General features: G+C 69.6%; 14 protein-coding genes. 9 read left to right on the top strand and 5 right to left on the bottom strand.

Translation table 11 applies throughout. From position 1 onward, the window contains the following. Positions 1-116 precede the first annotated feature (116 nt). Genes UK23_RS25780 through UK23_RS25765 form a run of 4 tightly spaced genes read left to right on the top strand, consistent with a single transcriptional unit; the run spans position 117 to position 6,380 of the window. Positions 117-2,522 carry an AAA family ATPase gene (locus tag UK23_RS25780; RefSeq protein ID WP_052685043.1) on the top strand — a complete coding sequence of 802 codons (2,406 nt, stop codon included), beginning with the start codon at positions 117-119 and terminating at the stop codon, positions 2,520-2,522. Then, a complete protein-coding gene (locus tag UK23_RS25775) occupies positions 2,519-2,905 on the top strand; it encodes a hypothetical protein (protein WP_052685042.1) in 387 nt (128 codons plus the stop codon). The genes UK23_RS25780 and UK23_RS25775 overlap by 4 nt, the downstream gene beginning before the upstream one ends. An 8-nt stretch (positions 2,906-2,913) precedes the next feature. Further along, the gene (locus UK23_RS25770; RefSeq protein WP_045314215.1) at positions 2,914-3,753 is read left to right on the top strand and encodes a metallophosphoesterase family protein; all 840 of its coding nucleotides are present in this window, start codon (positions 2,914-2,916) and stop codon (positions 3,751-3,753) included. Next, on the top strand, positions 3,750-6,380 hold the full coding sequence (locus UK23_RS25765) for an ATP-binding protein (RefSeq protein ID WP_045314214.1): 2,631 nt from the start codon (positions 3,750-3,752) through the stop codon (positions 6,378-6,380). Before UK23_RS25770 ends, UK23_RS25765 begins: the two co-directional genes overlap by 4 nt. Here UK23_RS25765 and UK23_RS53935 read toward each other — a convergent pair. Continuing rightward, entirely contained in the window at positions 6,370-6,525 is a 156-nt protein-coding gene (locus UK23_RS53935) for a very short patch repair endonuclease (RefSeq protein ID WP_231114667.1), read from the bottom strand. The two genes, UK23_RS25765 and UK23_RS53935, sit on opposite strands and share 11 nt — an antisense overlap. A 285-nt stretch (positions 6,526-6,810) precedes the next feature. On the opposite strand from UK23_RS53935, the gene UK23_RS25755 reads away from it, so the two are divergent. After that, positions 6,811-7,443 (top strand): hypothetical protein, encoded by a 633-nt coding sequence (locus tag UK23_RS25755; protein WP_045314213.1) that lies wholly within the window; start codon positions 6,811-6,813, stop codon positions 7,441-7,443. A gap of 3 nt (positions 7,444-7,446) precedes the next feature. Here the strand turns inward: UK23_RS25755 and UK23_RS25750 are convergent, their stop codons facing one another. After that, a complete protein-coding gene (locus tag UK23_RS25750) occupies positions 7,447-7,722 on the bottom strand; it encodes a hypothetical protein (protein ID WP_045314212.1) in 276 nt (91 codons plus the stop codon). Positions 7,723-7,816: 94 nt separating this feature from the next. Between UK23_RS25750 and UK23_RS25745 the strand changes: the two genes are divergently transcribed. Next, complete coding sequence (locus UK23_RS25745; protein ID WP_045314211.1) at positions 7,817-8,710, top strand: XRE family transcriptional regulator; 894 nt, start codon at positions 7,817-7,819, stop codon at positions 8,708-8,710. Positions 8,711-8,847: 137 nt separating this feature from the next. Beyond that, the gene (locus UK23_RS25740) at positions 8,848-9,768 is read left to right on the top strand and encodes a hypothetical protein (protein WP_045314210.1); all 921 of its coding nucleotides are present in this window, start codon (positions 8,848-8,850) and stop codon (positions 9,766-9,768) included. Here the strand turns inward: UK23_RS25740 and UK23_RS25735 are convergent. Both UK23_RS25735 and UK23_RS25730 read right to left on the bottom strand, forming a co-directional pair. Next, complete coding sequence (locus UK23_RS25735; protein WP_045314209.1) at positions 9,761-12,943, bottom strand: AAA domain-containing protein; 3,183 nt, start codon at positions 12,941-12,943, stop codon at positions 9,761-9,763. The two genes, UK23_RS25740 and UK23_RS25735, sit on opposite strands and share 8 nt — an antisense overlap. Before the next feature lie 78 nt (positions 12,944-13,021). After that, the gene (locus tag UK23_RS25730) at positions 13,022-13,822 is read right to left on the bottom strand and encodes an NAD(P)H-binding protein (protein ID WP_045314208.1); all 801 of its coding nucleotides are present in this window, start codon (positions 13,820-13,822) and stop codon (positions 13,022-13,024) included. 88 nt (positions 13,823-13,910) lie between these two features. Between UK23_RS25730 and UK23_RS25725 the strand changes: the two genes are divergently transcribed. Beyond that, positions 13,911-14,270 carry a nucleotide pyrophosphohydrolase gene (locus UK23_RS25725; protein WP_045314207.1) on the top strand — a complete coding sequence of 120 codons (360 nt, stop codon included), beginning with the start codon at positions 13,911-13,913 and terminating at the stop codon, positions 14,268-14,270. Next, positions 14,267-14,857, top strand: coding sequence for a hypothetical protein (locus tag UK23_RS25720; protein WP_045314206.1), 591 nt, complete (start codon positions 14,267-14,269; stop codon positions 14,855-14,857). The genes UK23_RS25725 and UK23_RS25720 overlap by 4 nt, the downstream gene beginning before the upstream one ends. Here the strand turns inward: UK23_RS25720 and UK23_RS25715 are convergent. After that, positions 14,854-15,018 (bottom strand): hypothetical protein, encoded by a 165-nt coding sequence (locus UK23_RS25715; protein WP_156213378.1) that lies wholly within the window; start codon positions 15,016-15,018, stop codon positions 14,854-14,856. The two genes, UK23_RS25720 and UK23_RS25715, sit on opposite strands and share 4 nt — an antisense overlap. Positions 15,019-15,115: the final 97 nt, after the last annotated feature.

The raw sequence follows: 15,115 nt of genomic DNA, 5'->3' as shown, positions 1-15,115 counted from the left end.
GGGACGACTACTTTAGTCACCCTATGTAACACCACCCGATCGTGTGAGTACTCACCAGTAGGTCTCATTTGGAACCTAGGTTGCCGCCCTATCGAGTGGTGGCAGCTGGAGGAAATGTGACCGTGGCGGGTGAAGCCGGGTTACTCGAACTGATGGCCGGGCGACTGGCCAAAGACGATCTCACCCCACGTGCGGCGGAACTGGTGCTGGCGGCGTGCCGTGGCGAAGCAGCGCTGGACCACGCGCTCGCCGGTGCGCCGGCGCGGGAACACGGGACGCCGAGAGAGCGGACCGACGGCCCCGGCCAGGGGATTTTCGTGTCGGAGATCCGGGTGCGCGGCTTCCGGGGCATCGGGCCCCAGGCACGCCTGCCGCTGGCACCGGGTCCAGGGCTGACCGTCGTCACCGGACGCAACGGGAGCGGCAAGTCGAGCTTCGCAGAGGCCGCGGAACTGGCGCTGACCGGCTACAACGCCCGCTGGACCCGTGCACGGCACGACGTGTGGCGGCAGGGCTGGCGCAACCTGCACCAGACCGACACGGCCGTCGAACTGGAGCTCGTGCAGGCCGGGCAGATGGACCGGACGACGATCCGCAGGCGCTGGGACGAGGGCGACGACCTGGCGCAGGGCGACTGGACACAGGACGACGCGCCGTTCGACGACCGCAGGTGGCACGACGCGCTGGAGACCTATCGGCCGTTCCTGCCCTACAGCGAGCTGGGGACCGTCCTCGACGCACAGCCTGAGGACCTCTACGAAGCGCTCCACCGTTTGCTGGGGCTAGAAGCTATAACGGAAGCTCAACAGTCTCTCGCCGAGCACCGCAAGCGACTCGCTGAAATTGTCGCGAGACCCTATGACAGGCGTGAACGGGTGCGCGCGGAGCTGGCGGCGTCGCCCGACGAACGCGCGCGCCGTGCCGCCGAGCTGCTCGGCAGCGACTCCCCCGACCTCGACGCGATCGCCGACCTGGCACTCGGTGCCGATGTCGGCAGCGGCACGAACCTGCTGCACCAGATCATGGATCTGCAGTTGCCGCCCGACGACGAGATCGAGCGGTGCCGCGAGACCCTCGATCTGGCGTTAGGGGCTGTAACCGTCGTTGCAACCGATAACGCGCAGGACTCGCTCAGGTGCAGCGAGATCTTGCGGCTCGCGATCCAGTTGCAGGAGTCCGGTGGCAACCAGTCGTGCCCGGTCTGCGATCTCGGCCGGCTCGACGGGCTGTGGCTGCACAAGGCCAGGGAACGGGCCGAGCACCTCGCCAAGGCCGCCGCGGAGCTGCACGACGCGGCCGACCGCCTCGACGTGGCGGTCGCGGCCGCGCGAGCGTTGTGCCATCCCGCGCCGGACGTGCTGAGGGATGCCCAGGGCGTGCTCGACACGACCGCGGTGCTGCAGGCCTGGCAGGCGTGGGACGACTGCGTCTCGATCGACGACCCGGTACGGCTGCGACATGAACTGTTCGACCGGTATACCGACCTCATACAGGCTGTCGACCAGCTGAAATCCGTCGCACGCGAACAGATCGACCGGCGTGACCTGGTGTGGCGGCCGATGGCGATCGCGTTGTTCGAGTGGCACTCGCAGGCGCAGCAAGCGCTTGCGGACGCCGAAGTGCTGGCCGACGTGACCGAGGCGGAGAACTGGATCCGCAAGACGGCGGCGACGTTGCGATCGGAGCGCATCGCGCCGTTCGCCAAGGAGTCGCAGCGGATCTGGCAGCGGCTGCGGCAGCAGAGCAACGTCGACCTGGGCGCGGTGCGGCTCGGCGGCACCCGCAACGTCGAGCTGGACGTGTCGGTCGACGGCGTCTCGAACTCGGCGCTGGCGGTGATGAGCCAGGGCGAGCTGCACTCGCTGGGGCTCGCGTTGTTCCTGCCGCGCGCGATGGTGGACGAGAGCCCGTTCCGGTTCGTGGTGATCGACGACCCGGTGCAGGCGATGGACCCGTCCAAGGTGGACGGCCTCGCGCAGGTGCTCGCCGACGTCGGGCTGACCCGCCAGGTCGTGGTCTTCACGCACGACGAACGACTGGTCGAGGCGTTGCGGCGGCTCAGGCTCCCCGCCACGGTGTGGGAGGTGTGCCGCGGCGAGGAGTCCGTCGTGCAGGTGCGGATGTCCGACGACCCCGTCGGCCGCTGCCTGAACGACGCCCGTGCGATGCGAGGTGACGAGGACCTGCCAGAGGCGCTGCGCACCGAACTGGTGGCGTCGTGCTGCCGGGCGGCCCTGGAAGCCGCGTCGCACGCCCGGTTCCGGCGCGAACGGCTCGGCCGGGGCATGCCGCACGCCGAGGTCGAACGCGTGCTGGAGTGCGCGCTGACGACCAGGCAGAAGCTCGCGCTCGCCGTGCTCGACGACCTCGGCGAGCCGGGAAAGCTGTTGCCGCACCTGGAGGACGTCGTCGGCTCGTGGGCCGTCGATCTGCTGCAGGCGTGCCGCGTCGGCGGTGACGGCGGCGATCTGGACGTGCTGATCCGGGACACCGAGCTGCTCGCCGGGTGGTTGCAGAGATGACCATCCATTCCGATGTGCAGGACCGGCTGACCTGTGTCGCGAACCTGCTGGCGCGCCCGGAGCAGCTCGACGGCGTGCGAATCCGGTGCTGCGCCGAGCTGTTGCGCACCGCCGTGGAACGGTCGGTAGCCCGTGCTTGTGCGGCCGGGAACACCGACCAGCCCGTGCACGCCTTGCTGATCAGCCTTCCGTCCCATGTGGACGCTGATGTGGCGCACGACGCTTCCCAGCTGTGGCACGCACTGAGCCGCGCGATCCGGCACCACGGCTACGAGCTGACCCCGACCGTCGCGGAACTGCGCGGCTGGCACGCCGACACCGCGTCCGTCGTCGAGGCCCTGCGGCCGACCCTGACCCTGTCCGGCACCATCGACCTCACCTGAAGGCACCGGTGAAACTGCTGCTCTTCGCGGATCTCCACCTGGACACGCGCTTCCCGAACGCCGGTCCCGCGCGGCGTCAGGCGTTGCGCGACACGCTGGGCCGCATCGTGGACCTCGCGCAGGATTCCAACGTCGACGCGGTGCTCTGCGCGGGCGACCTGTACGAGCACGATCGCTGCTCTCCTTCCACCGCCTCGTTCCTGCAGTCGTCGTTCGACTGCCCGGTGCCGGTGTTCCTGGCGCCGGGCAACGACGACTGGTACGGACCGCAGTCCGTCTACCAGCAGGTGGACTGGACGCCGAACGTGCACGTGTTCTCGTCGGAGAACATGACGCCCGTGGAGCTCGCCGACGGCGTCACGCTGTGGGGCGCCGCGCACGTCGGCCCCGGTCCGGCGCGGGACTTCCTGGACGGCTTCGCGGTCAACCGGTCCGGCGTGAACCTGGCGCTGTGCCACGGATCCGCGCCGGACGACGTCGCGATCACCGGCCTGGACCACGCGTTCCTGGGCCACGAGCACACTCCAGAGCACGCCGTGCGCTACACGTTCCCCGGCAACCCGGATCCGTTGACCGCGGGCGAAACCGGTGAGCGCGGCGCCGTTCTCTGCACCGTGCACGACGACGGCACGGTGTCGCGCGAGGTGTTCGACGTGTCCGCCTCGCGCTCGCTGGGGTTGCTGGCCGAGTCGTCGGAGGCTTTTCCGTTGCTGGACTTCGATTCCGTCGCCGCGGAACGAACCGTGCGCGGCCAGTTCGTGCGTGATGTGCTGGCGGATCTCTCTCTGGACACCGGCTTGCGCGGCCGCGTGCTCGCCACCGGCCTGCGGGCGCTGGAGGAACGATGAAGATCGAGTCGGTGACCGCGCACGCCTTCGGGCCGCTGCACGGCCGGACTTTGCCGCTGGCACCGGGCCTGACCGTGGTGTCGGGCGTGAACGAGTCCGCGAAATCTTCTTGGCACGCCGCCATTCGCGCGGCTCTGTGCGGCGAACCATCGTCGCGGCACCGCCCGTGGCACGGCGAGTCGTGGCGGGTGGCAGCGACCGTGTCGTTGGAGTCCGGCGAGGTCGTGTTCGTCGACCGCGACCTCAACGACGACGCTGCTCCCGATGTCGCGCGAAGGGTCGGCCTGGATCGCATGTCGTTCGCCGCCACGGCGTGCGTCGACCAGGCGCAGCTCCTGTCGGTGCTGGACGCGGCCGACGGCCTGCAGACCCATCTGCGCCGCGCCGCCGCCACCGCGGGCACGGACGGCACCGTCGAGCAGGCCCTGCAACGCCTGACCGCACCTGTCGACGCGTTGCGCGATGCCCGGAACCGCTTGCGTGAAGCCGAAACCGACCTGAGCGTGGCCCGCCGTGACCACGAGCGGTACCTGGAACTGAGCACGCAGGCCCGTTCCGCCGCCGCGGCACGCGCCCGCCTGGCCGTCCAGTCGCACGCGGCTTCGTTGGAGGCGCTGACTTCCCGTGCGTCGCGCCTGGCCGAGCTGCAGGAGCGCTTCGGCGACAAGCCGCCGTCCGGCATGGCGGCGCAGGAGGAGCTGACCCAGAAGGTCAACCGCGCTCTGGCCGCGTGGCGCGCCGCCCCGACTCCGCGCGTGCTGACCGGCCCGTCCGCGTCGACGCTGGAGGGCGAACTCGAAGCGCTGCCGGAGTTCCCGGTCGGCGAGACCGCGCTGGACGAGGAACTCCGCGTGGTGGCCAGCGCGTATGAGACTGCTTCGGCCGTTGCCGCGGCGCACAACGAGCGCCGTCCGATGCCCGTGACGTCCGCCGAACCGTCCGTGTTGCGCGGCCTGGCCACTCGCCTGGACCCGGTGAGCGGCTCCCGGCTGACCACCGCGTCCATCGAGGTGGACACCGCGCGCCAGTTCCAGGACGAGGCCGCCGCCAACGCCGCGCGCGTGCAGGTGGAGGCCGACGTGGCGGCCGCGCGGGTGCAGGAGATCGCGATGCCGAACCCGTTCCTGCGCAACACTCTGCTGGCCCTGAGCTGTCTGACCTCGCTGGTCGGCGTGCTGCTGTTCCTGGTGGGACAGCAGATGGCCGCCATCGGCGTGCTGGTCGCCGCCCTGATCGCCGGCGTCGGCGGTGCACTGGCCCGGGGCAATGCACCACAACGCGAAGCCGCCGTCTCGTTCGCCGCAGAACGCGCCGCCGCCGCGCACCAGGCGCGCAGCCTGCTGTTCGTGGCGGACCGCAAGCTGGCCGAGGCCGAGGGCCAGCGCGCGGTGGCGTTGGAGGCCGTGCGCGTGCACGACGAAGCCGTCGCCGGCTGCTCCGCCCTGGGCGTGCCATCGGACCGCGAAACGTTGTGGCGCCTGGCGAACCGCCCCGCCTGGGAAGCCTCGCACCTCGATCTCGTGTGCGACGTCGCGCGCACCGAGAAGGCCGTCCGGGTGGAGCTGGCCGCACGGGGCAAGGTCGACAACATGATGTCCGTGCCGGACCTGTTGATCGACTACGAGACCGACTGCAAAGTCCGCGCCCGCCAAGCACTGATGGCCGCCCAACGCCCTCTGCTCGCCCAGGCCCTGGAGGACCGCCGCCTGGCCGAGGCCACCGTCGCCGAGGCCAGGATCGCCCACAACCGCGCGTTGTTCCTGCTGCGCAACGCCGTGACCGCGATCGGCGGCTCCGGCGAACGCCCGGAGGACCTGCTCCGCTCGATCGCCGAGTGGCAGCGCGGCTGGGACCGCATGCTGCGCAAGGCCGAGGAGGAGCGCAACGCGTGGGCCGAACTGCAATCCCTCCTGGCAGACGGCACTTTGGACGATCTGGAGGCTCAGCTCTCCGCCGCCCAGACCCGGCACGCCGCACTGCTGGAGGAAGCTCTTCGTTACGCCGCTTGCGATCCCGTGGACCCATCGCTCGCCACATCCTGCGAGTCCTTGGCCGCGACGCTCGCCGAGGTCGCACGGGTGCTGCCGAGCGTTCCGGACGCGGAGGAGGCGGTGCAGACGGCCGCCGCCGAGGTGGCCGCCGTGATGGCGGAGGTCGAGGCGAACGACCTGGCCTCGCGCTACCTGACCGCGGCTCGGGAGAAGGTGCACAGCACGATCGCCCCGGCGCTGGAGGACACCCTGCGCTCGTGGCTGCCCGCCGTGACCGACGGGCGCTACGTGGATGCCGCCGTGGATCCCCTGTCGCTGGCCGTGCGGGTGTGTGCGGCTTCCGAGGCGTGGCACCAGGCTTCGCGGTTGTCGCTCGGCACGGCGGAGCAGGTCTACCTGCTGCTGCGGGTGGCGCTGGCCCAGCACCTCGCCACGGAGGCGTGTCCGTTGCTGCTGGACGACGTGACCGTGCAGGCCGACGACGCGCGCACTCGGGCGGTGCTGGACCTGTTGCTGCGGTTGTCGGAGGACCGGCAGATCGTCCTGTTCGCGCAGGAGAGCTCGGTCGTGGAGTGGGCTCGCGAGAAGCTGGGCGAACGGGACGTGCTGCACCAGCTCACACCGGTCACGGCCTGACCCGGCCGAAGTTCACGAGCGCGGCGACCCGGTCGGCAACCTGCTCCGGGGCCTCGTGCTCCCACACCCGCACAACCAGCCAGCCGGCGGCGGCGAGCTGCACATCGGTGTCCCGATCACGGACGACCACACCGTGCAGTTTCACCTCCCACCACTCGCGGTTCGCCTTCGGTACTTGGCCGTGCACCGCACGTCGCCACGTCTGCGGCGATTGGTGCTGGGCGGCGCCACATCCACCAGGTAGCGCATCCCCCGCCGGTGCAACGCACGCCGAACTGCCAGCTCCGGCGCCGTGCCGGTCCGGCGAGTCCTGCGCATCACGCGCGACGTCGCCTCGGAGGTAGCGGGCGGGGCGGGGCCTGCGTCGACGTAGCGGTACACGACCAGCAGTTTCCCGGAATTGTCAGACCCCGTCGCTACCGTCGGACCCATGACCAACGCCGCCTTCCGCAAGCTGACCCCGACCACCGGCGAGAGGCTCGCCGAGCTCGGATTGCGCCTCGCCGTCCTGGACCGCGCGATCGCCGCCGGCATCGACGCGCGGGCTGCGTCGCCGCCGTTCGGGCCGACCAATGCGCCTGGGCTGCTCGACTGGATTCATCGGGTGGGCACGCTCAGGCAGCTGCTCGCGGCGGAGGGATGGCAACGGCTCGACCACTGGAACGCCGGGCTCATCAGGCATCCGTCGCGGCCGATCCTGCTGGGCACCCTCCAGGGCAACAGGGGGACGGGGTCGCCAGAGGCGCCGTTACGCAGTGACTACGCGAAGGGGCCCGCGATCGCGGCGATGATGCGGGACAACGACCACGACCAGTTCGCACTGTTCGAGAACGTGCGGACGGAGGGGCTGAAGTTGTGGTTCCTGGTCACGTATCCGCTGCAGCTGGAGGATCGGCTGGTGGTGTTGCGGGAGGTGTCGCAGCCGGAGCCGACGCCGCAGAACCAGGTCATCGAGCGGTGGGCGCACCGGATTCCGTTGCCGCCGATGGAGTTCGCGCAGACCAGGACGCCCAATGTGGACGGGCCGGAGGAGGTGGACTTCCCGATCGCGCTCAGGCGGTGAGCGTCAGCGGACGATGTCGAGCGCCAGCTCGGCCAAAGCCGCGGTGCCGATCAGCAGCGCCAGTGCGAGCACGCCCAGCAGGATCCGGCCACGCCGGAACCGGTGCGTCGCGGACAGGGCCAGCAGTGCGCACGAGATGGGCGCCAACCACACCGGGTGCGGCCACCTGATCACGCCTACCAGCGCCAACGCCAGCAGCGCGAGGCCGAGGAGCCAGGCGCCGGTGTGGGCACCGCGCAGGATCGAGTCCTGGGCGAGGTCGTCATCCCGGCGGGTCACGTGATCATGCTTTCACCAAGACGATGGGAGCGCAGTCCCACGTACTGAGGCCCGCGTGGCAGCGCGGCGCGGCAGAGGTGACAATGGCCGGATCATGTTCACCCCCTCGCGACTCACGCTCGCCCGAACCCGGCGCGGACTCACCGCGGCCGAGCTCGCGCGCAAGTCCGGTGTGCAGGTCCGGGCGATCAAGGAGTACGAGCGCGGGGTGCGGTGTCCGCGGCCGTCCACAACGGAGTCGCTGGCGGCGGCGCTCGGGTTTCCCGAGGCCTTCCTGACGTTGCCTGAGCCACCAAGGCCGCAGAACGCCCCGCGGGGTGTGCAAGCCACCGCGGCCGCGCAGTTGGCGATCGAGTTCAACGCGTGGCTGGAGCGGCTGTTCGTGTTGCCGCAGCCGGATCTGCCGCCGCCGCGGACGTCGCCGGAGGCCACGCGGCTGGCCTGGCGGCTCGACACGTTGCCGGCGCCGAACATGGTGCAGCTGCTGGAATCGCGCGGCGTGCGGGTGTTCTCGCTGCCGGTCGACTGCGCCGGACAGGAGGCGTTCTCGTGCTGGCACAACGGCACGCCGTACGTGTTCCTCAGCCCGGCGGCGTCGCCGGAGCAGGCGCGGTTCGACGCCACGACGCAGCTCGCGACTCTGCTGGGCCATGACGAGCCGGAGAGCTTCGCCGCCGAGTTCCTCATGCCCGAGAACCTGCTGCACGGCACGAGCCACAGCCATTGGTACGTGTCCAGCCAGCAGTTCGCCACGCGCGCCAACGCACCCGCCCAAGGCCCGATGGCTCGGCGCGAGACGTCGAAGCTGCTCACCAAGGTGTTCAAGGTGCTGAGGGAGAACGGCACGACGCCGCTGCACGTCGCCAAGGAGCTGAACCTCGGCCTGGAAGAGCTCAACGGCCTGGTGTTCGGTCTGGTGCTGACGGCGCTGCCGGGTGGCGGAGAACCCGGCCCGCGAGGCCGCGCGCGCCTCACTCTGGTCCACTGATCAACCTGGAGCCAGCGGCTGGTCACGCGCTGCAGTCCCCTGCGGGTTGTACTAGGCCAAACGAGCGATTTGTGAAACGCATCGCCTGGCATGCCCGACACTGAGAGTGACGGGTAGCCGAGTCGTGAGGACGCCCCATGACGATGCAGCAACGCACAGAGCCCTCGCCCGCAGCTGTTCTCATCGCCGTAGCCGTGCTCGCGCTGGTTCTGACCGTTGCTTTCGGCCCGCTGGGCTTCGTCATCGGGCTCGCGTTGTTCGCGTTGATGTTCATCGGCACCAAGCGCGGACCGGCGGCCGAGCAGATCGCTCCCGTGCGGACCCGGTCCCGCATCCGCCGCCTGTCCACGGCGGGGCGGGTCGCGATCGTCGGCGAGTCGCACTACCAGGACGCCATCGCCGAGGTCGCCAAGCACGCCACGGCGCAGACGCTCGAAGACGCCATTCCGGCGACCGCGGTGCTCGTCCCGGAACCCGTCAACCGGCACGACCACCAGGCCGTGCGGGTCGACCTGCTGCGCGGGGACGGTTCCGCGATCACCGCCGGCTACCTGCGCGGCGACCAGGCCTCCGACTACCAGCCACTTCTCCTCGAACTGGCCGACCGCGGCGAGGTCGGTTCGTGCCCGGCGCGGATCATGGGCGGCGGCCAGCGCTACTACGGCGTGCACCTGCACCTCGGTGCTCCGCGACTGCTGCTGCTCGACCACGAGGCCCTCGGCACCGCCCCGACAATGCCCGCCGAGCATCAGGTCTCCGTCACGGGCGAGGACGCGCATCAGCTCGTGCTGCACCGCGTGGTCAACGGCCGGACGCCCGTCCACGTCATCGCCGAGCTTCGCGACTGCCGGATCGCCAGAGGCTCTCACGTTGGTGAACACACTCTCGAGGTGCTCCTCGAAGGCGAACGCGTCGGCCAGCTCACCTATGCGATGGGGCTTCGCTACTGCGACCTGGCCCAGGAGTGGCGCGCCCGCACGGGGCGGGCGCTCTGCGAAGCCGTGATCACCAACGAAGGCACCCGCGGCCTTCAGGCGAAGCTGCTGCTGCCTAAATGATCTTCAGTTCGGCCTTGCACTGGTAGCACCGCCAGAAGTACGGCATGCCTTTGCGTTGGGCGGCCGACCGCCACAGTTCAAAGTCGCGGCCGCACTGCGAGCAGACCGGCGGGTCGCCGAACTTCTCGGCCTGCAGATCCTGCAGCAACCGCTCGGCGAACGCGGTGCCCTGGCAGGTGATCATCACCTCACGGCTGCGGCGCTGGGACAGCGGGTTGTGGCTGCCCATCAGTACGGTCCGTCGGTCGATGACCACCACCTTGCGGTGCTCGACCTCCGACCGGATCACCTTCGCACCGGTTCGCACCAATTCATCGAGCCAGCGGCGGAAGCTGTCCTTGCGCATGTTCGTGTCCCGCTCGGTGCGCACGAACACCCTGACAACAACCCCTCGCGCCACTGCGTCCGCGATCAGCGGCAGGAACCGGGAGCTCTTCTTCGCCACCCACGGCGACCACATCCACACGGACTTCCGTGCCGCCTTGAGGTGCGTGTCCAGCGCCGTGTCGAACGAGAACTCGTCGTCGATGTCGGTGACCTCGACCAGCCCACGCAGCACGTCCTGAAGTTCGGCCTCGACCCGCGACACCGCGCGGTACTCGACGGTCTCCGCCAGCCCGAGCAGCACACTGGCACGACACCACTGCACCTCGCGCGCTGCCCCCAAAGCCCGTAGCGCCCCGAGCGGCGTCTCGCCCAGCGCGGCTTTCACCGCCAACGGCCCGTTCGCGATCAGGTAAAGCCTCTTGCGCGCGCGTGTGATGCCCACGCCGAACAGCCGCACGCCCGACCGCTCGAAATCGCTGCCACCGCGCCACTTCGCCTTGCTGATCCATCCGCCGCCGTCTTCGACGAGGTCGAACACCACGGTGTCGAACTCCCTGCCCTGGAACGAATGGGCCGTCCCGACCGGCACCTGGAGGTTCTGCCCGGCGTCGCGCAGTGCGGCATGCGCGGCGTCGGCCTGTTGTGCGAACGTCGTCACCACACCGACCGAGCCCTCGACCACGTGGTGCTGGGCAAGGCTGCGCGCCAGCAGCGCGCCCACCGGCCACCACCCGGCCACCGGGCCGGACCTGTGCACCTGGTTGAGCTGCGGCAGCCCGTCCACGTCGATCAGCACGATCTCGGTGTCCTCTGGCGCACGGCCGCCGACCTGGCGGACACCGTCCTCGAGCACCTGGTACACGACGTCGTTGGCGAGCCTGCGCAGGTTCGAGCCGAACCGGAACTGGTGGCGCAGCCCGACGCAGCCGGGGTCGGCCGCGACGTGCTCCGGTGCCCGGATTCCGCAGTGCGTGAACGAGTCCGGCTTGAACCAGCGGCGCACGGCGGCGTTCCTGCTGCGGTCCGCCTCCGGGGTGACCGGCCCGAGCTGCAGGAAGTCGCCCAGCAACGTCGCCGTCGTCGTCGCCCGTGCCACGGCCAGCAGCACCTCGCCGAGCACCGCCGCTCCGGCCTCGTCGACCAAGACCACGTCGAACTGCTGACGCGCCACTGCGGGATGCGCTCGCGAACGCGCCAGCGTCGTCGCCACGACCATCGCAGCCGCGACGATCTCGCCCTCGGCGTCACGGCGCAGCCTGGTGATCCGGGCGGTCAGGTCCCGCAACCGGGCTTCCAGCGCCTCACGGCCGCTCTCCCGCTGCAGCACCCGAAGTCGCTCACGCTTCTCTTGCTTGCCCGGCAGTCCGGCACGGTCCGCGGTCTTGATCAGCGCCAGGTCGTCCTCGGTCACCAGGCCCCGCGCCACCAGCTGGGCGCACAGCTCGCCGAGCTCCCGCACGTGATTCCTCGCCTCGTCACACCGGCGCTGAGAATTGGCCCGTTCACATTGCCGCGCAGCGAACTCGTCCCCAGCCCGCTGCAGATCCCGTTCGGTGACGGGGTGTGCGGTCGCGAGTGCGTGCCTGACCAACGGCTCCAGCGCGTGGTGCTGCTCGGCCACGTGCGTTTCGAAGCGCCCCAGCCGTTCCCGCGACTCAGTCAGCACACGGCGGTTGCGCCGCCGTGTGAGCCACCATCCGCCCGCGTTGGCGACGGTGTACTCGACGTGCGCGAAGCTCGCCCGTTCCTCGACCAGGTCGCGATCCAGCTCGGCGAGCCGTGCCGACATCTCCGCGGCCCGGCGCAATTCCTCCCGTGCCGGAGCGAGCCGCGCGACCTCGGCGGTCGCCGCCTCCAACCGCGCCGCGGCGTCCCGGAGCTCGCGGCCGAGCTTCTCGTGCGCAGCCTTCGCATTCTCCAGGTCGATCAGGCGAGTCTCGTGTGCTTTCGACGTGGCCAGCCGCTGCTGCGCGCGAACGTATGCCTGGTGGTCGTAGCCGGCCAGCACGGTGTCCAGCTCGGCTACCGCAGCGTCGACCTGGTCGGTCTCCGCGATCTCGTCCTGCACGCGCTGCCGCTCGGCGTCCACCTCCGCCGTCGTCCTCGCCGCCAGCCGCTCCAGCTGCACGTCGTCGTTGTTGACCAGCTCCGGCAGATGAGGCGGACCGACCCGGAGCACCACACCCGGTTTCGGGTTCAGGTGCTTGATGACCTCCTTGAGCGCGTTGTCGACCGCCACGTTCGCGGTCGACACCAGCAGCACTCGCTTCCCCATCCCGACGAGGTCTTCGATCGCCCTCGCCAGCACTCGGGTCTTGCCGGTTCCGGGCGGCCCCCACACAGCGTGCAGACCCGGCTCGACGCAGGCGCGGTACGCCTGCCGCTGAGCCGCGAGGAAGCCGGGCGGATAGTCACCGGACCGTGCCGGCACCGGATCCAGCGAGCCGGTCGCCAGCTTGTCCGCGAGCTTCGCGTCTCCGAGCGCCGCGATCCCGTCGCGCAGTTTGCGCAGCAGGTGCTGGGGCGTGAGCCGGACCGTCCACAGCACCTCGCAGCCCTTCGGAAGCGCGCCCTCGGCCTTGACCTTCAGCACCTCGTCGGTGACCAGGGCGCGGGCGACCGGAACCGTCGTGCCGTGCTCAGGTCCCTCGTCGTCCGCGAAGCACAGCTGGTCGAAACTGTCCGCGGTCGGCGCTCTGCGGGATCCGGTGTGCAGGTCGAGCGCATACCAGCCGTCACCTTGCAGAACGGCCTTACCCAGTCGCTTCCACTCACCCTGGGCACTGCGGCCGGTGCGCTGGAGAAGTTCGTCGGCCGCTTCTAGGACTTCGCCGCGCCACCCTGCCATCCCCCACCTCGTTCCTGTTCGAACGAGTAAACCAAGAGTCGCGGAGGCACCACAGGAAGTTGACCGAATGGACCAACGTCAGGCGAACTTGCTGCTCCCCAGGTAGTCGGCGAACGTGCGCGGCTCACGGCCGAGCACCCGCTGCACCCCGTCCGACAGGTGCGCCTCTTCTCCCGTGCGGATGCGGACGAGCAGCATCGTGACGAGGTCCGCGATCTCGTCCGGGTAGCCGAGCTCGCGCATCGACGCGGCGAACTCCTCGGCCGTGACGTCGGTGTAGAGGACGGGGCTGCCGGTCACCGCGACGATCCGCGCCAGCATCTCGGCGAACGACAGCGCCTCGCGTCCGCTCAGGTCGTAGGTCTGCCCGGAGTGGCCGGGCTTGGTCAGTGCCGCGACGGCGACCTCGGCGATATCCAGTACATCGATGAACGGGTGGACGCCCTGACCTGCGGGTACGGCGAGCTCACCGTGCTGGACGGGCGCCGCGAACATGTCCTCGTCGAAATTCTGCATGAACCAGGTCGGGCGCAGGATCGTCCACTCGACGCCCGAATCCTTGACTGCGGCTTCGAAGGGATCGTCGTCAGGAGCACCGCGCATGGACAGCAGGACGAGGCGGGTGACACCGGACTTCACGGCCAGCGGCACGAACTCGAAGAGCAGTGCCGGGTTGTCCGGCGGGACGACGTAGACGGCGGTGGTGCCGGCGAGGGCGGGCTCCCAGGTGTCGGCGTCGGCCCAGTCGAACTTCGTGGCCGAGGACCGCGACGCGGGGCGGGCGGCCTCGCCGAGGAGTGCGGTGACGCGGCGGCCGGTCTTGCCGGTGGCGGCGAGCACGAGGACGGATGCGGGCTTGATCTCGCTCAATGTTGACATGACTAGAGCAAATCAACGTTGACGCGGACGATCCATGCTTGATTGACCGCCATCCTTGCTCGTTCGTCCAGGTGGTAAGTAGTGGGTCATGAGTGAGCGTGATCTCGTGGACCTGAGGGATGCGTTGCGGGCGTTCGCCGCCGCCCGCGACTGGGACAGCTACCACACGCCCAAGAACCTGGTGATGGCGTTGTCCGCGGAGGTCGGCGAGCTCACCGACCTCTTCCAGTGGCTCACGCCCGATGAGGCAGAGAATGCAATGAAAGACCCAGAACTCGCTTGGAACGTGCGGGACGAGCTCGCCGACGTGATGCACTACCTCACCAGGCTGGCGGACAAGCTCGGTGTCGACCTCGTCGAGGCCGCGTTCGCCAAGATCGAACGCAATGAGCGGCGATTCCCCACCGGGAGCCTGCGTCCTGTTCCTCTCGAGAAAGGTGAGCTGTGAGTCTCCAGAGCGTGCAGGCACTGCACGTGCACCAAAAGGTCACGTTCATGTCCAACCGGTACGAGGTCTTCGCCGACAACGCCGGCCAGCCCGGCGAGCTGGTCGGGTATGCGGAGCAGAAGAAGTTCAAGATCAAGGAACGGATCACGATCTACACCGACTCGTCGAAGAGCCAGGTGCTGTTCGAGTTCAACGCCCGCAAGGCGCTTGACCTCGGCAGCGGCTACGACGTGACGGACGCGAGCGGGCGGACGATCGGGTTGTTCCGCAAGGACTTCGCGAAGTCGCTGCTGCGCTCGACGTGGCATCTGGAGCAGCCGGGCTGGGGCACCACGACGGGTGCCGAGCGGAACAAGGTGTTCGCCGTGATCCGCCGGCTGTGGGGGTGGATCCCCTACATCGGCGAAGCGCCGTTCCCCATGAGGTACCACTTCGACTTCACGCAGGAGAACGGCGCTCCCGTGTTCAGCGTCGACAAGAAGACCTGGATCCGCGACCACTACGTGGTGCCCATCCAGGATCCTGGCGTCGACCGGCGGCTGGTGATCGCCCAGGCCGTCGCCCTCGACGCGCTGCAGTCCCGCTAGAGGTACGTCAGCAGGAGGAGGATCAGGCACACCAGCAGCACGACGCCGAGCACTGCGGGCAGGAATGACTGCGAGGACGGCGCGGGCTCGCGGGCGTGCCTGCCCCGCCTCCTGCGCGCTCGCCACCGCAAAGGTGCCTCCCCTGCCCACTGACCGTTCATGACGATCACGGTAGGGACCGGGAAGCCGGGCTTGACTCGCGTCACCCGCTCGCCGGAGACACGTCACCCTGTCGGCCGCTCAAGGTGTCACGACACA

The sequence above is a fragment of the Lentzea aerocolonigenes genome (genome assembly GCF_000955955.1).
Classification (GTDB): Bacteria; Actinomycetota; Actinomycetes; order Mycobacteriales; family Pseudonocardiaceae; genus Lentzea; species Lentzea aerocolonigenes_A.
The sequence above is the reverse complement of the archived record's forward strand: the minus strand, read 5'-3'. Positions and strand labels throughout refer to the sequence as shown.